We start from the raw sequence: 21,535 nt of genomic DNA on the forward strand, positions 1-21,535 counted from the left end.
TGCTCCTCACCGCCCGGGACCGTCTGGCATCCTCTTGCGACGTGGATCCATTGAACGCGGAAGACCCGAGCGGCATCGGCCCCTTCCGGCTCGTGGGCCGGCTCGGGGCCGGCGGCATGGGCCGGGTGTTCCTCGCGCGTTCGGCCGGCGGGCGCACCGTCGCCGTCAAGGTCGTGCACGCGGAGCTGGCCTCGCAGGACGAGTTCCGGCGGCGCTTCGCCCGCGAGGTCGAGGCGATGGAGCGGGTCGGCGGGCGCGGCACCGCGCCGGTCCTCGGCTCCGACACCGAGGCCGCCGCCCCCTGGGTCGCCATCGGCTACGTGCCCGGCCCCTCGCTGCGGACGGTCGTCGGCGACGAGTACGGCCCGCTGCCGCCCGAGACGGTACGGACCCTGGGCGCCGGGCTCGGCCGCGCCCTCGACCACATCCACCGGGCCGGCTACGTGCACCGCGACCTCAAGCCCGGCAACGTGCTGCTGGCCGTCGACGGCCCCCGGCTCATCGACTTCGGCATCGCGCGGGCCGTGCACACCGCCACCGACGGCGGCCTGACCAGCACCGGCGCCGTCGTCGGCTCCCCCGGCTTCATGTCGCCCGAGCAGATCCGCGGCGAGAAGCTGACCCCGGCCTCCGACGTCTTCTGCCTGGGCTCGCTCCTCGCCTACGCGGCGACCGGCCGCTCGCCCTTCGGCACCGCCGACAGCGGCGTGCACGCCCAGATGTTCCGGATCGCCCACGACGAACCGGACCTGACCGGCGTGGCCCCCGTCCTGACCGGCCTCATCCGGGCCTGCCTCGCCAAGGACCCGGCGGCCCGGCCGACGGCGGCCGAGATCGCCGAGACGCTGCCGGTCGCCGACCCGTGGCTGCCCGCGGACGTCCTGGCCCGGATGGGCCGGCACGCGGCCCTGGTCCTGGAGGCCGAGAGCACGGCCGCGCACCCGGAGCCGGGCACGGACCCGAGCACGGAGGCGGGTACGAGGGCGGGTACGGGCGCGGGCGTGGAGCCGCACGGCACGGACACCGGTACGGGTACGGCGACGGGCACCGGTACCGCCGGGCACACCGGTCCCACCACGACGGGCGGCCCGGCCGGCGCGCTCGCCCCCGCCTCCGGCTCCGGCGCGGTCCCCGCCACCGGCGCGGGCACCGGCACCGTCCCCGCGGCCCTCCCGGCGGGCCGGCCGCCGCGCTCCCGGCGGCGCGTCCTGGTCGCCGCCCTCACCACCGCCGCCGTGGCCGCCGCCGCGGGCGTCGGCTACACCCTCTGGCCGACGGCCGGCGCGGGCGCCGCCCCCGGCGGCACGACCGGCGGCGGCACCGCCCGGACCTCCGGCATCGTGCCGGCCGCCTTCCTCGGCGCCTGGGAGGGCGTCCTCCAGGGCGACCAGGAGCACCCCTTCGAGACCGTCCGCATCGAGCTCTCCCAGGGCCCGGCGGGCGCCAAGACCGCGCTCTACTCGCACGTCGCCGAAGGGCGGCTGTGCATGGGCCGCTCCCGGCTCGTCTCCGCCGACGAGGACAAGGTGGTCCTCGGCGAGTCCGACGTCACCATCAGCCAGCCCGCCCAGCGGTGCACGGCCGCCGCCCACCAGACCCTCACCCTGCGCTCGCCCGAGGTCCTCGAATGGACGTCGGGCACCGCGAAGGCCACCTTCCGCAAGACCCGCACCGGCTCCGAGATCCTGCCCGCCGCCTACCTCGGCCGCTGGGTGATGCGCTCCGACCCGCTGGTCGACGGCCCCGACGCGGACCGCTACACCAACGAGGTGACGCTCAGCCAGGGGCCCGTCGGCACGGCCGTCTTCCAGTCGGACAGCACCTGGCCCCGCACCGACAAGGACGGCAACCCGCTCCAGGACTCGGTCCACTGCACCTGGACGGCGCTGCTCGCGGGCACCACCGCGCCGCTGGTCGTCGGCCCGCAGACCGCCCCCGCCGACGCCGACCCGGAGTGCCGGGTCGGCGACGTCGGCAGCTACCTGGTGATGGACACGTACAAGGGCGAACCCCGGCTCCTCGTCTCCCCGATGACGGAGTCCGAGCCCAGCGAGTTCTACCGGCCCGAGTGACCCCGGGCACGGCAAAGGGCCCGCACCCGGTCGGCCGGGTGCGGGCCCTCGTGCGTGCGCGCCGCGCGGACTCCTCCAGGAAGCGGACTCCTACAGGAAGGAGTTGATCTCGATGGTCTCGGTGCGGCCGGGGCCGACGCCGATGGCGGAGATCGGGGCGCCGGACATCTCCTCCAGCGCCTTCACGTAGTTCTGCGCGTTCTTCGGGAGGTCCGCGAAGGTCTTCGCCTTCGTGATGTCCTCCGACCAGCCGGGCAGGGTCTCGTAGACCGGCTTCGCGTGGTGGAAGTCGGTCTGGGAGTACGGGAGCTCCTCGACGCGCTTGCCGTCGATCTCGTACGCGACGCAGACCGGGATCTCCTCCCAGCCGGTCAGCACGTCCAGCTTGGTGAGGAAGAAGTCGGTCAGGCCGTTCACCCGGGTCGCGTAGCGGGCGATGACCGCGTCGAACCAGCCGCAGCGGCGGTCGCGGCCGGTGGTGACGCCCCGCTCGCCGCCGATGCGGCGCAGCGCCTCGCCGTCCGCGTCGAACAGCTCGGTCGGGAACGGGCCGGCGCCGACACGGGTGGTGTACGCCTTGAGGATGCCGATGACCCGGTTGATCTTCGTCGGGCCGACGCCCGCGCCGGTGCAGGCACCGCCGGCGGTCGGGTTCGAGGAGGTGACGAAGGGGTACGTGCCGTGGTCCACGTCCAGCAGGGTGCCCTGGCCGCCCTCGAAGAGGACGACCTTGCCCTCGTCGATGGCGTCGTTGAGGATCAGGGTGGTGTCGGCGACGTACGGCCTGATCTGCTCCGCGTACTGGAGCATCTCCTCGACGATCCGGCCGGACTCGATGGCGCGGCGGTTGAAGACCTTGGCCAGGAGCTGGTTCTTCTGCTCCAGGGCCGCCTCGACCTTCTGCTCCAGGATCGACTCGTCGTACAGGTCCTGGACCCGGATGCCGACGCGGTTGATCTTGTCGGCGTAGGTCGGGCCGATGCCGCGGCCGGTGGTGCCGATCTTGCGCTTGCCGAGGAACCGTTCCGTCACCTTGTCGAGGGTGACGTTGTACGGCGTGATCAGATGGGCGTTGCCGCTGATCAGGAGCTTGGAGGTGTCGACGCCGCGCTCGTTGAGTCCGCTCAGCTCGGAGAGCAGGACCGCCGGGTCGACGACGACGCCGTTGCCGATGACCGGGGTGCACCCCGGCGAGAGGATGCCGGAGGGAAGCAGGTGGAGCGCGTACTTCTGGTCGCCGACGACGACCGTGTGGCCGGCGTTGTTGCCGCCCTGGTAGCGCACCACGTAGTCCACGGAGCCGCCGAGCAGGTCGGTGGCCTTCCCCTTGCCCTCGTCACCCCACTGAGCACCGAGCAGCACAAGTGCGGGCACAGGCGTACACCCCTTCCGGAGGGGGCATTCCAAGGTCAGGGGGCCTACGCCGCCTCACCGGTGTGCCCCGGAATAGACGAAGCCCCTGGCGCAATAGCGCAAGGGGCTCTTGCACAAAGAGACTACCCGAGGAAGGACCGAGGTGTCGGATCACGACCAGCTGCTGGTCATCGTCGACCCGGTCGCCCGCCGAAGCGACGGCGAGTCCGTACGGATCGCGAAGGATGTCCTGTCCGCGGGCGCGGAGGCGAAGATCTGCCTGCCGGACTCCCCCGAGGAGTTCTCCCGCGTGCTGTCCCGGCGCGGGTCGCGGCGGCCCGTCGTGGTCGGCGACGACCGGGCGCTGCTGCGCGCGGTGGCCCTGCTGCACCGGGACCGGACGCCGCTCGCGCTGGTGCCGATCGGCCCGCCGGACGCCCTGGAGGTCGCGTACGGGCTCGGCGTGCCGCACGGCGCGGTGGCCGCCGCCCGCACCGTCCTGGACGGGACGGCCCGGAGCCTGGACCTGCTGGTGGACGACAGCGGCGGCGTCGTCCTCGGCGAGCTGCGACTGCCCGCCGCGCCCGCGCCCGCCGCCGGGCCCGCGCCCTCCGTGTGGGGCACCTGCCGCTCCCTGGTGCGGACCCTGGTCCGGCCCGCGCCCGGGGAGCCCGGCGCCCGCACCCACCGGCTGCGGGTGGAGGCGGACGGGGTGCTGCTCGCCGACGTGGACGCGCCGGTCGCGGGGGTGACGGTCCGGCCCGCGGGCGGCGGGGCGGAGGTGACCGTCCACCCGGGCGCCGCGCCGCCGCGCCTCGCCGTCGCCGGCACCCTCGCGGTCTCCGGCCCGGACTTCCGCTACCGCGCGGACGGCCGGGTGGCGGGCCCGGTCCGCCACCGGGTCTGGACGGTCCGCGCGGACGGCTGGACCCTGACCCTCCCGAAACAGCCGGTTCCGCTGGCCTGACCTGCCGTTTCGGCGGGCGGGCGGCTAGGGTCGGCCCCGTATGCCGGGGTGGGAGAAGGGGTGGTGGGGGTGGCCGAGGCGCGCGCGCTGGATCTGCCGGGGACGGCGGCGGAGCTGCGGGGGTACCGGCGCGGGGGCATCGCCCTGACAGCGGTCGGCGTACTCCTGGTGGTTCTCTCCGGCCTTGGCTTCGGCCTGCTGCCGGAGGAGCCGGAGTGGGCCGTGGACGTGGCCGGTTTCACCGGCGTGGCCGGGGTGCTGACCTTCTTCTTCGGCCCCTTCCGGCTCCTGTACGCCTTCCGCTTCCGCCGCGTCCTGGCCGCCGGGCCGTGGTCGGCGCACCTCGCGGTGGCCGTGAGCGGCAGCCGGGGCGAGCGGGTCGTCCTCGCCGGGCCGGACGGCGGTCTGTGGCCGCTGCGGGTGATCGCGACGGCGGCCCGGTGGGCGGAGGTCCGGCCCGGCGGGACGGGCGTGCTGTGGTGGTGCGGCGACCCCCGGAAGGGCGGGGTGCTCGCGGCGCCCGGCGGCGGCCCCCTCTTCCGGGTGAAGCCGGTCCGGGGCGCGGCGGCGCGGCTGCGGCTCGTGGAGTTCGCCGAGGGGCTGGGGCTGGCGGAGCTGCCGGCCCCGGCCCAGCCGCACGACGCCGCCGGAGCCGTGGAGACCGCGCCGCCCTCCCGTGCCCGGTTCGACGCCCACGCGCGCGCGTGGTCGCCGTCAGGCCGGAGGCCGCTGTCCCCCGAGCCGGACCCGCGGACGGCGCCGTGGTGGCGGGTGCGGGGGCTGCGGCGCCTCGCGGGGCTGCACCGGGTGGGCTTCGGCCTGGTCGGCACCGCGGCCTACGGCGCCCTGGTGGGGATGGACGTGATCTGGCCCGACCCGGAGGCGGAGGTCCCGGGACGGCCGTCCGTCTGGTCCCTGTTGCTGCTCGCGGCGGCCGTGGCCTGGGTGCTGTGGAGCTGCTTCCAGGTGGCGGCCCGGGGGCTGCCGGTGGTCCGGCTGCTGGTGCGGGCCGCGCTGGCACCCGTACCGGACGAGCGGCGGTACGCGCTGGTGCCCGCGCCGGTCGGCGACGGCCTGTTCCTCGTGCTCTTCCCCGCGCACGGCGGTCCGGACGACCGGCCCGAGGGGGTGCTGCCGCTGATGCCGCCGGACCGGCCGGTGGCGGCGACCGGGACCGTGGAGCTGCGCGGCCGGCTGGACCGGGCCGGGGACGACGGCGAGCCGGTGGTCGTCGCCTGGCACGGGGGCCGGCCGCTGTGGCCGGCGGGGCCGTACCTGGAGGCCGGTTCGCGGGACGGCGCGGAGCTGCTGGAGGAGCTGGCCGCGCTGCTGGGTGCCGAGCCCGCGCCGGAGGCCGAAGCTCAGTCCTGAGGTCCGGCTCCGGTCACGGCCCCGGCCCCGGTCTCCGTCCCGGGCGCGGCCCCCGCCGTCCGTCGCGCCGCCTTCCGTTCCCGCCAGCGGTCCATCATCGCGATCATCTCGTCCTGGAGGAAGGCGAAGAAGTCGGCGGTCTCGGCGGTGCGGGCGCCGGCCGCCGTGGCCGGGCCGAGGGTGTCGGCGCCGTCGCGCAGGACCTTCTCCCAGCGGATGAGGACCTGGTCTCGGCGGGTGAAGGTCTCGTACCAGATCTCGTTGTGGAGGACGTACCGCTCGCGCCGGGTGCCCGGTTCGCGCTCGCGGGCGACCATGCCGACCTGGGTCAGGTAGCGGACGGCGCCGGAGACGGCGGCGGGGCTGATGCGGAGCTGCTCGGAGAGTTCCGCCGAGGTCAGCGAGGCGGTCTCGGAGGCGAGCAGCGCGGCGAAGACGCGGGAGGCCATGCGCTGCATCCCGGCCTCGGTCAGTTCGGCGGCGAAGCGCTCCACGAACCGGGACACCGCTTCCTCGTCGTTCCTGGTCATGGCGTCATCGTCTCCCTCGCCCGCGCGCGTCCCGGTCTCCGCCCCGACTTTATACGCTTCCTTAACTTCACAAGTTTGTGAAATGAGCGTACGTTCCGAAGCATGACGAACGCCCTCGCCGTCACCGGACTCCACAAGTCCTTCGGCCGCACCCACGCCCTCGACGGGCTCGACCTCACCGTCGCCACCGGGGAGGTGCACGGCTTCCTCGGCCCCAACGGCGCGGGGAAGTCCACCGCCATCCGCGTCCTCCTCGGCCTGCTGCGCGCCGACTCCGGCACCGTCCGGCTCCTCGGCGGCGACCCCTGGGCCGACGCCGTCGCCCTCCACCGCCGCCTCGCCTACGTGCCCGGCGACGTCACCCTCTGGCGCAACCTCTCCGGCGGCGAGGTCATCGACCTGTACGGACGGCTGCGCGGCACCCCGCTCGACCCGGCCCGGCGCGCCGCCCTCATCGAGCGCTTCGAGCTCGACCCCGCCAAAAAAGGCCGCAGCTACTCCAAGGGCAACCGGCAGAAGGTCGCCCTCGTCGCCGCCTTCGCCTCCGACGCCGAACTCCTCGTCCTCGACGAACCCACCAGCGGCCTCGACCCGCTGATGGAGGAGGTCTTCCAGGAGTGCGTCCGCGAGGCCCGCGACCGGGGCCGCACCGTCCTGCTCTCCAGCCACATCCTCAGCGAGGTCGAGAGCCTCTGCGACCGGGTCAGCATCGTCCGCAGGGGCCGCACCGTGGAGTCGGGCTCCCTCGCCGAGCTGCGCCACCTCACCCGTACCAGCGTCACCGCCGAACTCGCCGCACCGCCCGAGGGCCTCGACCGCCTCCCCGGCGTCCACGACCCGCACGTGGACGGGCGCAGGGTCCGGCTCCAGGTCGACACGGACAAGCTCGAACCCGTCCTCGCCGCCCTGCTCGCCGCCGGCGTCCGCTCCCTCACCAGCACCCCGCCCACCCTGGAGGAGCTCTTCCTCCGCCACTACGCCGACGACGAGGCCGCCTCATGAACGCGTTCGCCGGAACAGGCGTCCTCACCCGGCTCGCGCTGCGCCGCGACCGGCTGACCGCCCCGCTGTGGGCCCTGGTCACCGGCGGCCTCGTCGCCTCGGGACCCGGCTCCCTCGGCGGCCTGTACGACACCCCCGCCGCCCGCGCCGAGCTCGCCGCCTCGATGACCGCCAACAGCTCCATGCGCGCCTTCTACGGCCCCGTGTACGCCGACTCCCTCGGCGGGCTCACCGCCTGGCGGTTCGGCACCTTCGCCGCCGTCCTCGCCGCCGTCGCTGGCCTGATCGTCGTCGTCCGGCACACCCGCGAGGAGGAGGAGACCGGCCGCCAGGAACTGCTCTCCGCCGGGGCGGTGGGCCGCCGCGCCCCGCTCACCGCCGCCCTCCTCGCCGCCCTCGCCGTCAACACCGGCGCCGCGCTCCTCGTCGTCGCCGGACTCGCCGGGCAGGGCCTCGCCGGGGCGCTCGCCCTCGCCCTCGCGGTCGGCGGCACCGGCATGGTCTTCGCGACGGTCGCCGCGATCGCCGCCCAGCTCACCGAGAGCGCCCGGCTCGCCAAGGGCCTGACCGCCGCCGCCCTCGGCCTCGCCTTCGCCCTGCGGGCCGCCGGGGACGCCGGGGACGCGGGCGGGAACTCCCCCCTCACCTGGCTCTCCCCGCTCGGCTGGACCGTCCACGTCCGCCCCTACGGCGGCGACCGGTGGGCCGTCCTGCTGCTGATCGCCGCCGCCGTCGTGCTCCAGACCCTCCTCGCGTACGGACTCGCCGCCCGCCGCGACGTGGGCGCCTCCTTCCTCGCCGCCCGCCCCGGCCCGGCCACCGGCCGGCTCTCCGGCGCCGGGGCGCTCGCCCTGCGGCTCCAGCGCGGCGCCCTGGCCGGCTGGGGCACCGGCTTCCTCCTCGGCGGGCTCGTCTTCGGCGGCATGGCCGAGGGCGCCGCCGACCTGGTCGGCGACAACGAGAAGGCCCGCGAGATCTTCGCCCGCATGGGCGGCCAGCAGGGCATGACCGACGCCTTCCTCGCCACCCTGGTCTCCCTCTTCGGGCTGCTCGCCGCGCTGTACGCGGTCGGGGCGGTGCTGCGGGCGCACGGCGAGGAGACCTCCGGCCGCGCCGAACCCCTCCTGGCCGCCCCGCTCGGCCGGCTGCGCTGGGCCGCCGGGCACCTGCTGCCCGCCTTCGCCGGCTCCGCCCTGCTCCTCGCCCTGAGCGGCCTCGGCCTCACCCTCTCGTACGGCCGCGACGCCGGGCCGCTGCTCGGCGCCTCGCTCGCCCAGCTCCCGGCCGTCTGGACGCTGGCCGGGGCGGCGGTGCTGCTGTGGGGCGCCGTGCCCCGCGCCGCCGGGGCCGCTTGGGGCGCGGCCGGACTCTGCCTGGCCCTCGGCTGGATCGGCCCGGCCCTGGACCTGCCCCGGGCGGTCCTGGACCTCTCCCCCTACGCCCACCTGCCGAAGCTGCCGGGCGGGCCGGCCTCGTGGACGGGACCGCTGGTCCTCACCGTCCTGGCGGCGGTCCTGACGGCCGCCGGGCTGGCGGGGCTGCGCCGCCGGGACCTCCGGTTCTGAGCCGGCTCACACCTCCACGGGCAGCGACTCGAAGCCGCGGATCACGTAACCGGGCCTCCGGACGGGCTCCGCGGCGAGCCGCAGCCCCGGCGCCCGCTCGCGCAGGGCGGCGAAGACCGCGCCCAGTTCGAGCCGGGCGAGCGGGGCGCCCAGGCAGTAGTGGACGCCCGCGCCGAAGGTGACGTGCGGATTGTCCGCGCGGGCCAGGTCGAGGACGTCGGCGGTGGGGCCGAAGGCGGCCGGGTCGCGGTTGGCGGAGCCGAAGAGGAGCGCGACCTCGGAGCCGCGCGGGATCTCCACCCCGCCGACCTCGATGTCGTCGAGGACCCACCGCTCGAACATCTGGAGCGGCGTGTCGTGGCGCAGCAGCTCCTCCACCGCCACCGGCAGTCCCGCGGGCGCGAGCCCGGTCCAGGCGTCGTGCCGCAGCAGCGTCCACACCCCGCCGACCGTGGTGTTGACGGTCGCCTCGTGCCCGGCGTTGAGCAGCAGCACGCAGGTGGAGATCCGCTCCTGCTCGGTCAGCCCGTCGACGGCGAGGAGCGCGGAGACCAGGTCGTCGCCGGGGTCGGTACGGCGCCGGGCGAACAGCTCCCGCAGGTAGGCGGAGAACTCGACGGAGGCGCGGACCGCCCGCCGGGCCGTCTCCTCGGACGGGTTCAGCTCGAACATGCCGCAGATCGCCGCCGACCACGGGCGCAGCATGGCCCGCTCCTCGTCCCTCGGCGGGATGCCGAGCATCGCGGCGATGACGGCGACCGGCAGGGGTTCGGCGATGGCCGCCTGGAGGTCCCCGCCGCCCGCCGCGACCAGCCCGTCGACCAGTCCGGCCGCCAGCTCCCGTACGGTCGGCGCCAGTCGCTCCACCGTCCTCGGCGTGAACGCCGTCGACACCAGCCGCCGGATCCGGGCGTGGTCGGCGCCCTCCAGGTCGAGCAGCCCGTGGTCGTTGAGGGTGTGGAAGGGCTCGTGCGCCGGGTCGGGCGGGGTGCGGCCGAACTCCTCGTGCCCGAAGCGGTGGGTGTACGTGCGCCCCAGGCGCCGGTCGCGCAGCAGCGCGGACACGTCGGCATGGTGGGGAACGAGCCACTGCCGGGTGGGCCCGTACCAGTGGGCCCGCCCGGCCTCCCGCAGCGCGGCGTACGCGGGATAGGGGTCGGCGACGAACTCCGGGGACCAGGGGTCGAAGGCGGCGGCGGCGTCCATGGCCCGGACGCTACCCCCGCCCGCCGCTCAGCGCCCGACCTGCACCAGGCGCGCCTCGTAGGCGAAGACCGCCGCCTGGGTGCGGTCGCGCAGCCCGAGCTTCACCAGGACGCGGCTGACGTGCGTCTTGATGGTGGACTCGGCGACCACCAGGTGCGCGGCGATCTCCTGGTTCGACAGGCCCTGCGCGATCAGCACCAGGACCTCCGTCTCCCGCTCGGTCAGCTCGCCGACCTGGGAGACGGCCGGCTGCTTGGGGAGCCCGCCGTCGGAGGTCCGCGCGAACTCGGTGATGAGCCGCTTCGTCACGGCCGGCGCGAGCAGCGCCTCGCCGGCCGCGACCACCCGCACGCCCTCCGCGAGCTGCCGGGCGGAGGCGTCCTTGAGGAGGAAGCCGGAGGCCCCGGCGCGCAGCGCCTGGTAGACGTACTCGTCGAGGTCGAAGGTGGTCAGGATCAGGACCCGGGCGTCGGCGTCGGCGGCGACGATCTCGCGGGTCGCGTCGATGCCGTTGAGCTCCGGCATCCGGATGTCCATGAGGACGACGTCCGGGCGCAGGGCCGCCACCTGGGCGACCGCCTCCCGGCCGTCGACGGCCTCGCCGACGACCTCGATGTCGGGCATGGCGCCCAGGAGGACGGAGAAGCCCTCCCGGACCATGGCCTGGTCGTCGACGATCAGCACCCGGATCACTGCTCGGTCCCTTCGCGGCGGACGGGCAGGAAGACGGTGACCTCGTATCCGCCGTCCTCGGCCGGTTCGGCCGTCATCTGCCCGTCGAGCATGGTGACACGCTCCCGCATGCCGGTGAGGCCGTGGCCCGCGCCGGCCGGGGCGGGCGGGCGCAGCCCTCCCTCGGGGGTGGTGGCCGGGTGACGGGAGGGCTTGACCAGGCCCCGCGCGGGGCCGTTGGCGACGCGCAGGCCGAGGCCGCCGAGCACGTACCCGACCTCGACCTTCGCCTCGGCGCCCGGCGCGTGCCGCAGCACGTTGGACAGCGCCTCCTGGACGATCCGGTACGCGGAGAGCTCGACGCCCGGCGGGAGCTCGCGGACGGCTCCGGTGGTCGCCATGGTGACGTCGAGTCCGGCCTCGCGGACGTTGGCGAGCAGTCCCGGCAGGTCGGCGAGGGTCGGCTGGGGGGCATCGGGGGCCTCGTAGTCCTCGGCGCGGACGACGCCGAGGATGCGGCGCAGTTCGGTGAGGGCGGCGACCGCGTTCTCCCGGATGGTGAGGAACGCCTGCTCCAGCTCCGGCGGCGGGTTCTCCACCCGGTAGGGGGCGGCCTCGGCCTGGATGGCGACCACCGACATGTGGTGGGCGACGACGTCGTGGAGTTCGCGGGCGATGGTGGTCCGCTCTTCGAGCAGGGTCCGCTTCGAGCGCTCGGTGGCGGTGACGGTCCGCTGGGCGGTGACCTCGCGGCGGGCCTCGGTCCGGGTCTGGAAGAGGGTGACGACGAGCAGGCCGATGGCGGTGAGGAAGAGCAGCGCCATCGTGTCGGAGCTGCGGCCCACGCCCAGGAACATCTCGGCGAAGAGGGCGTAGCCCGCGGTGATCAGCCACATCCAGCCGGCGGCCCGGGGCGTGGTGCGGGCGGCGGCCACCACGACGACGACCGTGTGCGCGGCGAGGGTGTTGGGCGTCCAGGGCCAGCCGCCGCCGAAGCCGGAGACGACGCCCACGACCGGGGCGGCCGCGAGCGAGGCCCAGAAGGCGAAGACGGGCCGTATCAGGGTGAGGAGCACGACCGCCGTCGGGGCGGCGACGTACACGAAGGAGACCAGGCCCCGGCCGCCCACGTGGAAGTAGCCGACGGCGAAGACGATCACCGCGCAGGCGGCGACGACGGCGTGCGGCAGCAGGGTGGTGCGCCGCGCCATCCAGCGCGGCAGGAAGCTCAGCGGCCCGTGCTCGGGGTCGAGCGGCGGCAGCGGCCGGTAGGCGGAGGCGGAGTGGAGGAGTTCCCGCCGCAGCCCGCCGACCAGGTTCTGGGCCAGGCGGTACTCGGGGCTGCGACTCGTGTCGGTGGGCTGTGTCTGGGTCACGCCGACCACGGTACGGACCCCGGGGGGACGGCCGCGTCCGGCTGGATACGGATCCCAGGCCGTCCCCCTTGAGTACTACCGCGTCCTACGAGGCGGCCTTGGGCCAGACGTAGAGGGTGCCGCTGGCGGTGGCCTCGCCGCCGATGCCGCCGTCGCTGATGTGGTCGATCGTGGCCATGGCGACGGCGCCCTCGGTGGTGACGGCGCAGATGGCGGCGCCGACGGTGAAGCCGGCCTGCTCGGTGGTCTTCTCGTCGTTGAGGTCCATCGGCGGCAGGCCGGTGTTGGACATCTTCCGGCAGGTGTCGGCGGTGTGCGGGTCGTCGGCGCGCAGGAGTCCCACCCGGGTGTTGGGGACGCCCCGCAGGCGGTAGTCGTCGCTGCCCGTGCAGTTCTCGGGCCAGAACTGGAGCTCGGCGCCGCCCGCCTCCTTGATCCTGCCGTTGTCCTCCGCCTCGACCCGGCTGAGGCCGGTGTCGAGGTCGATGAGCTGCTGCTCGGAGTTGGTGCAGGGCGCCGGGGTCAGTCCCCAGGAGGACTCGCGCGCGGGGCCGTGTCCGGCCGGGGCGGTGAGGTCCACCTGCCCGCCCGCCGGGGCCGAGGTGCGGGGAGCGGGGCTGTCGGGCGGGTCGAGCGGCGACGCGGCGGCCCCGTCGTCGGCGGACGAGGGCGTGCTCACCGGCTGGTCGTCGGCCGACGGGGTGGCCGGTGCCGAGGAGGACGACGCCGTCGTCGGGGGCGGGGTGGCGGCGGCCGGGGGCTCGTCGCCCCGGTCCATGCCGACGACCACGCTGGCCACGATGCCCAGCAGCGGCAGAGCGATGCCCGCCACCCACCACGCCCACCGGGGCTGCTCGGAGCGGACCGGCTCCGCCGCCGGGACCGGCGGCGCGAACGGCGCGTGCGGCGGGGTGTGCGCGGACGGGGTGTGCGGCTGTGCCGACGGCGTGTACGCGGGCGGCGTGTGCGCGGAGGGCGTGTGCGCCGGCCCCGCGGCGGCGGGCGGCGTGGACGCGGGCGGATGCGGTGGCGGGGGCGGCGGGACCGCCCCCGTCTGGTCGTCTGTCCCCATGTGCCCCGACTCCCCCTGTTTCCCCAGCAGTTCGAACAAGCAGAGGATATCGACGCCACGCGGAGGAGGGGTACGGGAAAAGGCGGCCGCCGTTCCTCAGAAGGCGAGTTGGGCGATCTCCTCCGCGACCACCGCGCACGCGTCGGCCGCCGGGTCGATGAGCGGGAAGTGGCCGACGCCCTCCAGGAGCGTGAGGCCGACCGTCTCGCCCGCCCGCGCCGCCGCCGCCACGAAGGCGTCGGCGACCTCCGCCGGGACGACGAGGTCCTCCCGGCCCTGCACCAGGGCGGTGGCGATGCCGGTGGGCAGCAGCAGCGCCGGATCGGTGGCGGCGGCCCGTTCCCCGTACGCCTCCGACGCCTGCGCGCCGCCGAGGAGTTCGGTCACCGCGCCGCCGCAGACGCCCAGTTCGCGGGCGCGGGCGAAGTCCCCGATGGGGGCGAGGGCGACGACGCCGCGCAGCGCGGGCGGGGCGGGCAGCCGCCACGGGGAGCCGGCCGGCAGCACGTGCCGGGCGGCGGCCCACAGGGCGAGCTGGCCGCCGGCCGAGTGGCCGGTGAGGACGGTGCGGTGCGGGTCGGCGCCCGGCAGGTGGGCGGCGGCCAGCTCCGGCAGCGCGTCGAGGGCGGCGGCCACGTCGTCGAAGGTCTCCGGCCAGCGGCCCGCGACCGGGGCGGCGCCGCCCTGGTGGGGCAGGCCGGGGCCGCGCCGGTACTCGACGCTGGCGACGGCGAAGCCGCGCCGCGCGAGGTGGTCGGCGAAGGGGCTGACGTGCCACCGGTCGTAGGGGGCGCGCCAGGCGCCGCCGTGCAGGACGACGACGAGCGGGGCGCGTCCGCTGCCCTCCCTGGGGGCGTAGAAGTCGACGACCTGGTCGGGGTGTTCGCCGTAGGCGGCGGTGGCGTCGGGGGGAACGGCCGGGTGGGAGAAGGCCGATGCCTCTTCGGCGGCGTCGCGCGCGGCGGGGTCCGGCATGGTTCCAACCTCTCGGGGACGGGGCCGCATCGGCCTGACCTGCGGGGACCGTATCAGGGTCCGGCCCCCGCCGATCAGCCGTCGTACCGGCGCCCGCCGGACCTCAGGAGGCGGCGGCGAGCACGTCGGCGAGGACCCGGGCCGCGCGCTCGGTGTCGGCGAAGCCGACGTACAGCGGGGTGAAGCCGAAGCGGAGCACGTCGGGGCGGCGCAGGTCGCCGACCACGCCGCGCGCGATCAGCTCGGGCATGACCGCGGCGGCGTCCGGGCAGCTCAGGGCGACCTGGCTGCCGCGTTCGGCGTGGGCCTCGGGGGTGACGGAGACGACCCGGCCCTCGGGGACGTAGGCCCGCACGCACTCCAGGAAGAAGTCGGTGAGCGCGAGGGACTTGGCGCGGACGGCGTTGACGTCCACCCCGTCCCAGACGTCCAGCGCGGCCTCCAGGGCGAGCGTGGAGAGGATGTCGGGGGTGCCGACGCGGCCCCGGACGGCGCCGTCGGCCGCCCGGTAGCCGGGGGTCATGCCGAAGGGGTCGGCGTGCGAGTTCCAGCCGGGCAGCGGCGAGTCGAAGGCGGCCTGGTGGCGCTCGGCGACGTACAGGTACGCGGGCGAACCGGGGCCGCCGTTGAGGTACTTGTAGGTGCAGCCGACGGCCAGGTCGACGCCGTGCGCGTCGAGTCCGACGGGCAGGGCGCCCGCGCTGTGGCACAGGTCCCAGACGGCGAGCGCGCCCGCCGCGCGCAGGGCGGCGGTGGTGCCGGGCAGGTCGTGCAGGCGCCCGGTGCGGTAGTCGACGTGGTTGACGAGCGCGAGGGCGGTGCGCGGGCCGGCCGCGCCGGGGATGTCGGCCGGGTCGAGGGGCACGATCCGGTGACCGGTCATCCGGGCGGCGGACTCGGCGATGTACCCGTCCGTGGGAAAGGTCGTCGCGTCGACGAGGATCTCGTCGCGGCCCTCCCCGGCGAGCCGGGTCGCGGCGACGACGGCCTTGAAGACGTTCACGCTGGTCGAGTCGCCGACGACGATCCGGCCGGGGGCGGCGCCGACGAGGGGGGCGATCCGGTCGCCGATCCGCTCGGGGGCGGTCCACCAGCCGGACTCGTCCCAGGAGCGGATGCGCAGCTCGCCCCATTCGCGGCCGATGACGTCGGCCATCCGGGCGGGGACGTGGGCGGGGAGCGCGCCGAGCGAGTTGCCGTCGAGGTAGACGGTCCCCTCGTCGAGGGCGAACTCGGCGCGGTGGCCGGCGAGCGGGTCGGCGGCGTCGAGCTCTCGGGCTCGCTCGTGCAGGTCAGACATGGCTGCGGGCCGTCCAGAGCTCGGGGAAGACGTTCTTCTGGGCCCGCTTCTCCAGCCAGGCCACGCCGGCGGAGCCGCCGGTGCCGGTCTTGGCGCCCATCGCGCGGCGGGTCGCCACCAGGTGGTCGTTGCGCCAGCGCCAGACGAGTTCGGCGACGTCGCTGAGGGCCTCGCCGAGGCGGACCAGCTCCTCGTGCTCGGCGGGGGCCGCGTAGAGCGACGCCCACACGGCCTCGACCTCCGGGGAGGGCTCGTAGCGCAGGGCGTGGTCGCGGCCGAGGGCGGCGGCGGGCACGGGCAGGCCGCGCCGGGCGAGGAAGGCGAGGACCTCGTCGTAGAGGCTGGGCTCGTGGAGGGCCTTCTCCAGCTCGGCGTGGACGCGGGGCGCGCCCCGGTGCGGGACGAGCATGGACGCGGACTTCTCGCCGAGCAGGAACTCCATGCGCCGGTACATGGCCGACTGGAAGCCGGAGCCCTCGCCGAGGGCGCCCCGGTAGGCGTTGAACTGGCCGGGGGTGAGCTGGGCGAGCGGGCGCCAGGAGTGGTTGAGGGCCTCCAGTTCGCGGACCGAGCGCTTGAGGGCGTCGACCGCGACCTGGGTCCGGTCCTCGCGCAGGGCCCGGCTCGCGGTCTCCCACTCGTGGACGATGACGGTGAACCACAGCTCCATGACCTGGGTGGTGACCAGGAAGACCATCTCGCCGGGGTCGTCCGAGCGCAGGTGCTGGAGGTGGGTGAGGACGTCCGCCTGGACGTAGTCCTCGTAGGGCGTGGTGCCCGCGAAGTCGAGGTTCGGCGCGTCGGCGGCGGCGTCGGCCGCCGGGGCGGTCTCGGTGACCGGGGCGGTCTCGGTGACCGGGGCGGTCTCGGTGACCGGGGCGGTCTCGGTGACCGGGGCGGTCTCGGTGACCGGGGCGGTCTCGGCGGCCGCGGCGTCGGCTCGGCCTCCGGAACCGGGGGCTCCGGAGGTTTCGGGGAATTCGGAGAAGGTCGACATCTCTGTCTCCTCGGTACGAACTACCGGGTAGCGGTCCGCTCCACCGCGCGCACGTCCTCGCGTGCGCCACGGGAGCCCCGGTCCCCTCGGGCGGCGTGCTCCGTCGCGCGCCGTCCCAAGCGCATCATGACACGATCGGACCGGTGATGTAGATCCCCTCTTCGCTGTACGGATACGCGTTCGAGTGGCAGCCGTCGAGGCCCTTGATCTGCTGCATCATCGCCGGCGCGGGCTTCCCCGGCCCCCCGCAGCCCATGTGCTTGCGGATGCCTATCTCGTGCCCGACCTCGTGGTTGATGATCAGGTGCCGGTACTCCTCCGGCGGCCCGGCGAAGGTCGGCGAGCCCAGCATCCAGCGGCGCAGGTTCACCACCACGCCGTCGGTCGTCTCGCAGTTCAGCTCGCCGTGCGTGTCGAGCCCCTGCTTGGCGCAGAGCGCGTCGGCGGTGTCCGGGGTGGCGATCCGGATGACGAAGTCGCCGCCCGAGCCGACCAGCCGGAAGCGGCCCCGGCCGTGCGCGGCCCAGCCGCGCGGATGGGCGAGTATCGCCTCGATCTCCTCGGCCGCGCCGTGCGCCGACAGGTCGATCCCGTCCTCGACCTCGACCCGGTAGGTACGCAGCGTGCCGCCCGTGCCGGTGGCCTTCCCGGACGCCCGCGCGGCGGTGAAGGTGCCCGGACCGGACACGGGCACGGTCTTCTTCTTCGCGGGCGTGGGCTTCACGCTCTTCTTCGGGGTGGGCGCGGTGGTCGGCGGCGTCGTCTCCGGCGGCGGGGCGGACGGCGCGGGCGGGGCGGTCGTGGCCGGAGGCGGGGGGCTCACGGGGGCAGGAGCGGCGGTGTCGCCGCCCTCCGCGCCCCGGAAGTGGGCGAGGGCCACGCCCGCGCCGAGCGAGACCGCCGCCAGGACGAGGGCCGACAGCGCGAGCCGCCCCCGGCGGGTGACGCGCGTCGCGCTCCGGCGGCGGCTCCGCCCCCCGCCCTGTGTACCGCGGCCGGTATGTCGGTTCTGTACGCGCCTCGGCGGCGCGCCACGCTTGCCCACGACAGTTTCCCCCCTGTTTCAGGCTCGGACCGGGGGATCTTATCGGGGCGAGATGTCAGCCCAGCGTCTCCGCCGCCGTGGCCGAGGAGTCCCGCAGGAAGGTCGTGCACCGCTCGTACTCGTCCTTCTCGCCGATCTCACCGGCGGCGCGGGCCAGCGCGTGCAGGGCCCGCAGGAAGCCGCGGTTCGGCTCGTGCTCCCACGGCACCGGGCCGTGGCCCTTCCAGCCGTTGCGCCGCAGCACGTCGAGACCGCGGTGGTAGCCGGTGCGGGCGTAGGCGTACGACTCCACGACGCGGCCCCCCTCGAAGGCGTCGTCGGCGAGCCGCGCCCAGACGAGCGAGGACGTCGGGTACTTCGCGGCGACCTCGGCGGGCGCGGTGCCCTGGGCGAGCAGCTCGCGCGGCTCGGGGTCGTCGGGCAGCAGGGTGGGGGCGGGTCCCCCCAGCAGGTTCTCGTGGATGGCCATGCCCCCAGTCTGCCCCAGAAGCGCGGCGGCCCCCTCGGACGGCTCCCGAGGGGGCCGTCCGAGGGGGCTCACGGTGCGGACCGGACGTCAGCGGGTGACGTTGAAGTAGCTCCACGCCCCGTAGGAGGTGGTGTTCACGTAGTCACCGGACTGGGTGTCGATGTAGGAGGAGCGGATCCGGAAGCGGAGGCCCGCCGCGCCGTCGACGTCGACCGTCACGTACGCCATGCCGTTGGGGGCCAGCCCGAAGAACTGCGAGCCCCCGTCGCGCCAGGCGCCGTCGTACCAGACCTGGAGGTCCAGGCGGGTGGCACGGCCCGGGTAGGAGTTGTGCCAGGCCGAGATCAGCGGGTCGGTCGTCTGGTGGAAGGTCCGGTACGGGGTGGTGCCGATCTTCGTCCACTTGTAGTGCCGGGACAGCTGGGCCGCCGCCCCCGCCCGGGTGTAGGCCGTGGACCGGACCTCGGCCGACGCGTAGCGGGCGTCGCCCGCGAAGCGCGCGTAGACGGCGGTGTCCTTGGTCAGCGTCGTACGGACCGCGAGCTGCCCCTGCGCGTTGACCGTGCCGCGGCGCAGCAGCTTGTTCGGCTCGTTGCCGTACGGGTCGGCCCAGATCTCCACCACGCGGTTCTTGTAGGTGGGACCGAGAGTGGCCATGAACCAGGTGTCCGTCTTGAAGTTGACGACGATCCCGTTCTGGTTGAGCTTCAGCGCCGGCTTGAGGGCCGCCACCTTGACCACGGCCGAGCCGGTGGCGGCCGAGTGCGTGGCGTCGCCGGGGTAGGCCACCCGGTAGGTGGTGTTGCCCGCGGCGGTCGGGACGTCGGAGAACGAGAAGGCGCCGTTCGCGCCCAGCGGCTTGGTGCCGAGCGCCTTGCCCCGCGGGGACTCGGCGTCGTACCGGGTGACGGTCACCGGGGTGCCGGCCGGCAGCGGCAGCGTGGCCGCGATCGTGCCGGAGACCGTCAGCGCCTTGAGGAGCGTGCCGGAGGCCGGGACCTTGACGGTGACGACCGGGGCGGACTTGACGGGCTCGTCCAGGACGTGGAAGAGCGCCTGGGAGCTGCCGTAGGCGGTGGTGAGCGCGAAGAGGCGGCTGCCGCCCGATTCCCAGGCGAGGGCGCCCGGAGCGAGGCTGTCGCCGCCGCTGCTCGTGCCGGTGGCCGGGAAGTCGTACTGCCGGACCGGCTTGGTGTCGCCGGGCCGGTAGACGAAGACGTCCGGGTCGTACGGGGCGTCGGAGCCCGCCGCCACCGTGCCGTCGGCGGCGATGGCCACGGCCGAACCGTGCTCCACGCTGGCGTACTCCCCCGCCTGCGTGAGGTCGGAGAGCTGCCAGACCCTGTGCCGGTTGCCCGCGCCGGCGGTGACGATCCGCTTCCCGTCCGGCGTGAAGGCGAGGTCGTTGGTGGTGCCGCCCTGCAGGTTCTCGGCGGTCCGCGCGGTGCGGACCGCGGTGCCGGTGCCGACCTCGTAGGCGCCGACGCGGAACCAGTGGTAGTACGAGGAGGCGGCGGCGAGGACGTTCGGGTCGGTCGGCGAGACCGCGAGGCGCGGGGCCCCCGAGTAGTCCATCCCGGCGTCCTGCTCCAGGGTCACGACGGGCGCCTCGCCCGAGGTGTCGACGGAGCCGATGTCGCCGTCGTACTGGGTGCCGTAGCCGAACCAGATGCGGCCCCCCGCCTCGGCCACGAACTTCGGGCCGGTGCCCTCGCCGGTGGCGTACCGGGCCGTCTCGGTGCCGGTCTCCGTGTCCAGGACGACGACGGCGTCGACGCCCGGGACGGCGGCGTAGAGGCTCTTGGAGTCGGCCGAGAGCGCGAGGCCGGTGACGCCGGACAGGCCGGGGAAGGTGCCCAGCACCTGTCCGGCGTAGTCGGTCGCGACGATCTTCCCCTGGGAAGGGTCGCTGATGAAGATCTTCTGGTGGACGCCGTCGACGACCATGTCGCCCACGGACGACACGGGGACGTTCCTGCGGCTGTCGGCGGCCGCCTGGCCGGCCGTTCCCGCGACGAGGGCCGCGGAGCTGAAGAGGACCGCCAGCGAAGTGGCGGCGGAAAGGACGCGCTTGCGCACGATGAAGAGACCCCCCACACAACTTGGTCTCCGGCCCAGAGCGGGCACGGTGGGGGCAGCCTAGATCACCGGGCCGACACGCCGCCTCCCCGATTCCCCCGCAACCGCCCTCCGGGCCCGCCCACAGCCGGTCCACAGACGGCTCACAGGCGGCCCCTGGCCCCCTCGCGGCGGGGCCGCGGGCTCACGTCGTACGGCCCCGGGCTCAGCCCGCGTGCAGGCGGCGGGCCGTGCGGATCAGGGCGTCGACGCCGCGGGCGGCCTTGGCGCGCGGGCAGCCGACGTTGAGCCGGACGAAGCCCGGCGTCCCGTACGTGCCGCCGGGCATGATCGCGACCTTCTCGACCGCGACCAGCTCCTCCTGGAGCCGGGTCTCGTCGATGCCGAGCGGGCGCAGGTCGATCCAGGCCAGGTAGCCGGCCTGCGGCGGCGTCCAGGTCACCTCCGGCAGCCCCTCCGCCAGCCGCTCCGCCAGCATCTCCATCGTGCCCGCCACATAGCCGCGCAGGCCGTCCAGCCAGGCGGCGCCGTGCCGGTAGGCGGCGATGTGGGCGGTGAGGGAGAGGACGGCCGGGGAGGCGAGGCCCTCGCCGGTCTCCATCCGCCGGACGAACGCGGCCCGGTCGTCCGGGTCGCCGAGGAAGCCGTACGAGCCGGAGAGCGCGGGGAAGTTGAACGCCTTGGTGCCGGAGGTGAGCATCGCCCAGCGCCGGTCGCCGCCCGCGCGGGCGATCCGGACCCAGGGCAGGTGCCGGTGGCCGTCGGCGGCCAGGTCGGCGTGGATCTCGTCGCTGACGACGGGGACCCCGTGGCGGCGGGCGAGCCGCGCGAAGTCGGTCAGCTCCGCCTCGGTCCACACCCGGCCGGTCGGATTGTGCGGGGAGCAGAGCAGCAGCATCGTGCTGTCGGGGCGGGCGAGTTCCCGCTCCAGGGCGTCGAGGTCGCCCACCGGGACGCCGCGCGGTTCGCGGCCGAGGCCGGTGACGGCCTTGCGGAAGCCGTCGTAGGTGGGGGTGTGCACGACGACGCCGTCGCCGGGCCGGGTCCACATCCGCAGCAGCTGGGAGAGCTGGTTGAGCACGGAGGGCGCGTAGACCATGGCACCGGTGTCGACGCGGGTGTCGTACCGGGTCGCGTACCAGTCGGCTATCGCCTCGCGGAAGGGGCCGAGCCGCCAGTCGGTGTAGCCGAAGACGCCGTGGTCCACCCGGGCGCGCAGGGCGTCGAGGACCTCGGGCGGGGAGGCGAAGTCCATGTCGGAGATGGTGAAGGGCAGCAGGTCGGAGACGCCGAAGCGGTCCGCGGTGCCGTCCCACTGCACCGACCAGGTGCCGTGCCGGTCGCGCTCCTCGTCGAAGTCGTACGCGGGACCGCCCGCCGGGGCGTCCAGGCCGTTCGCGGGGCCGTTCGCAGGGTCGTGCACGGTGCTTCCTCCTCCTTGCCGCGGGTACGGGAAGGGCCCGGCACCCGTGCGGGTGCCGGGC

General features: G+C 75.2%; 18 protein-coding genes. 5 read left to right on the forward strand and 13 right to left on the reverse strand.

Annotated features, from left to right (window positions below; all coding sequences use genetic code 11):
- Positions 1-41: 41 nt before the first annotated feature.
- Complete coding sequence (locus IE219_RS22710; protein ID WP_189980386.1) at positions 42-2,072, forward strand: serine/threonine-protein kinase; 2,031 nt, start codon at positions 42-44, stop codon at positions 2,070-2,072.
- 90 nt (positions 2,073-2,162) lie between these two features.
- Here IE219_RS22710 and IE219_RS22715 read toward each other — a convergent pair whose 3' ends face one another.
- Positions 2,163-3,446 carry an adenylosuccinate synthase gene (locus tag IE219_RS22715; protein ID WP_189980388.1) on the reverse strand — a complete coding sequence of 428 codons (1,284 nt, stop codon included), beginning with the start codon at positions 3,444-3,446 and terminating at the stop codon, positions 2,163-2,165.
- 142 nt (positions 3,447-3,588) lie between these two features.
- Between IE219_RS22715 and IE219_RS22720 the strand changes: the two genes are divergently transcribed.
- Together IE219_RS22720 and IE219_RS22725 are read left to right on the forward strand one after the other, a co-directional pair.
- Positions 3,589-4,392, forward strand: coding sequence for a diacylglycerol kinase family protein (locus IE219_RS22720; RefSeq protein WP_189980389.1), 804 nt, complete (start codon positions 3,589-3,591; stop codon positions 4,390-4,392).
- A gap of 69 nt (positions 4,393-4,461) precedes the next feature.
- Positions 4,462-5,763, forward strand: a complete 1,302-nt coding sequence (locus IE219_RS22725) for a hypothetical protein (RefSeq protein ID WP_189980391.1) — start codon at positions 4,462-4,464, stop codon at positions 5,761-5,763.
- Here IE219_RS22725 and IE219_RS22730 read toward each other — a convergent pair.
- Positions 5,754-6,293: a GbsR/MarR family transcriptional regulator gene (locus IE219_RS22730; protein WP_189980393.1), complete on the reverse strand. Its 540-nt coding sequence runs from the start codon at positions 6,291-6,293 to the stop codon at positions 5,754-5,756. The two genes, IE219_RS22725 and IE219_RS22730, sit on opposite strands and share 10 nt — an antisense overlap.
- A gap of 102 nt (positions 6,294-6,395) precedes the next feature.
- On the opposite strand from IE219_RS22730, the gene IE219_RS22735 reads away from it, so the two are divergent.
- Both IE219_RS22735 and IE219_RS22740 read left to right on the forward strand, forming a co-directional pair.
- A complete protein-coding gene (locus IE219_RS22735) occupies positions 6,396-7,295 on the forward strand; it encodes an ABC transporter ATP-binding protein (RefSeq protein ID WP_189980395.1) in 900 nt (299 codons plus the stop codon).
- The gene (locus tag IE219_RS22740) at positions 7,292-8,860 is read left to right on the forward strand and encodes an ABC transporter permease (RefSeq protein WP_189980397.1); all 1,569 of its coding nucleotides are present in this window, start codon (positions 7,292-7,294) and stop codon (positions 8,858-8,860) included. Before IE219_RS22735 ends, IE219_RS22740 begins: the two co-directional genes overlap by 4 nt.
- Positions 8,861-8,866: 6 nt before the next feature.
- On the opposite strand, the gene IE219_RS22745 is transcribed toward IE219_RS22740, so the two are convergent.
- The 11 genes from IE219_RS22745 to IE219_RS22795 all read right to left on the reverse strand — a co-directional run bounded on the left by IE219_RS22745 (position 8,867) and on the right by IE219_RS22795 (position 21,474).
- Complete coding sequence (locus tag IE219_RS22745; RefSeq protein ID WP_189980399.1) at positions 8,867-10,066, reverse strand: cytochrome P450; 1,200 nt, start codon at positions 10,064-10,066, stop codon at positions 8,867-8,869.
- 27 nt (positions 10,067-10,093) lie between these two features.
- On the reverse strand, positions 10,094-10,759 hold the full coding sequence (locus IE219_RS22750) for a response regulator (protein ID WP_189980401.1): 666 nt from the start codon (positions 10,757-10,759) through the stop codon (positions 10,094-10,096).
- A complete protein-coding gene (locus IE219_RS22755; protein WP_189980403.1) occupies positions 10,756-12,123 on the reverse strand; it encodes a sensor histidine kinase in 1,368 nt (455 codons plus the stop codon). The genes IE219_RS22750 and IE219_RS22755 overlap by 4 nt, the downstream gene beginning before the upstream one ends.
- A gap of 76 nt (positions 12,124-12,199) precedes the next feature.
- Complete coding sequence (locus IE219_RS22760) at positions 12,200-13,186, reverse strand: hypothetical protein (RefSeq protein WP_189980405.1); 987 nt, start codon at positions 13,184-13,186, stop codon at positions 12,200-12,202.
- A 96-nt stretch (positions 13,187-13,282) separates the two neighbouring features.
- A complete protein-coding gene (locus IE219_RS22765) occupies positions 13,283-14,161 on the reverse strand; it encodes an alpha/beta hydrolase (RefSeq protein ID WP_189980407.1) in 879 nt (292 codons plus the stop codon).
- A gap of 103 nt (positions 14,162-14,264) precedes the next feature.
- A complete protein-coding gene (gene kynU / locus IE219_RS22770) occupies positions 14,265-15,461 on the reverse strand; it encodes a kynureninase (RefSeq protein WP_189980409.1) in 1,197 nt (398 codons plus the stop codon).
- A complete protein-coding gene (locus IE219_RS22775) occupies positions 15,454-16,458 on the reverse strand; it encodes a tryptophan 2,3-dioxygenase family protein (protein ID WP_229849944.1) in 1,005 nt (334 codons plus the stop codon). The genes kynU and IE219_RS22775 overlap by 8 nt, the downstream gene beginning before the upstream one ends.
- Before the next feature lie 124 nt (positions 16,459-16,582).
- Entirely contained in the window at positions 16,583-17,281 is a 699-nt protein-coding gene (locus IE219_RS22780; RefSeq protein WP_229849945.1) for a DUF3152 domain-containing protein, read from the reverse strand.
- Positions 17,282-17,558: 277 nt separating this feature from the next.
- The gene (locus tag IE219_RS22785) at positions 17,559-17,972 is read right to left on the reverse strand and encodes a DUF3151 domain-containing protein (RefSeq protein ID WP_189980415.1); all 414 of its coding nucleotides are present in this window, start codon (positions 17,970-17,972) and stop codon (positions 17,559-17,561) included.
- A gap of 87 nt (positions 17,973-18,059) precedes the next feature.
- Positions 18,060-20,051 (reverse strand): WD40 repeat domain-containing protein, encoded by a 1,992-nt coding sequence (locus IE219_RS22790; protein WP_189980417.1) that lies wholly within the window; start codon positions 20,049-20,051, stop codon positions 18,060-18,062.
- 205 nt (positions 20,052-20,256) lie between these two features.
- A complete protein-coding gene (locus tag IE219_RS22795; RefSeq protein ID WP_229849946.1) occupies positions 20,257-21,474 on the reverse strand; it encodes a MalY/PatB family protein in 1,218 nt (405 codons plus the stop codon).
- Between the last annotated feature and the right edge of the window lie 61 nt (positions 21,475-21,535).

This window comes from Streptomyces termitum, assembly GCF_014650175.1.
GTDB lineage: Bacteria > Actinomycetota > Actinomycetes > Streptomycetales > Streptomycetaceae > Streptomyces > Streptomyces termitum.

What these genes read in the sequence shown, in the direction of transcription:
- IE219_RS22730 (WP_189980393.1), bottom strand. Translation starts at nt 6,293, where the DNA reads ATGACCAGGAACGACGAGGAAGCGGTGTCCCGGTTCGTGGAGCGCTTC.
- IE219_RS22735 (WP_189980395.1), top strand. Translation starts at nt 6,396, where the DNA reads ATGACGAACGCCCTCGCCGTCACCGGACTCCACAAGTCCTTCGGCCGC.
- IE219_RS22740 (WP_189980397.1), top strand. Translation starts at nt 7,292, where the DNA reads ATGAACGCGTTCGCCGGAACAGGCGTCCTCACCCGGCTCGCGCTGCGC.
- IE219_RS22745 (WP_189980399.1), bottom strand. Translation starts at nt 10,066, where the DNA reads ATGGACGCCGCCGCCGCCTTCGACCCCTGGTCCCCGGAGTTCGTCGCC.
- IE219_RS22760 (WP_189980405.1), bottom strand. Translation starts at nt 13,186, where the DNA reads ATGGGGACAGACGACCAGACGGGGGCGGTCCCGCCGCCCCCGCCACCG.
- IE219_RS22765 (WP_189980407.1), bottom strand. Translation starts at nt 14,161, where the DNA reads ATGCCGGACCCCGCCGCGCGCGACGCCGCCGAAGAGGCATCGGCCTTC.
- kynU (WP_189980409.1), bottom strand. Translation starts at nt 15,461, where the DNA reads ATGTCTGACCTGCACGAGCGAGCCCGAGAGCTCGACGCCGCCGACCCG.
- IE219_RS22775 (WP_229849944.1), bottom strand. Translation starts at nt 16,458, where the DNA reads ATGTCGACCTTCTCCGAATTCCCCGAAACCTCCGGAGCCCCCGGTTCC.
- IE219_RS22785 (WP_189980415.1), bottom strand. Translation starts at nt 17,972, where the DNA reads ATGGCCATCCACGAGAACCTGCTGGGGGGACCCGCCCCCACCCTGCTG.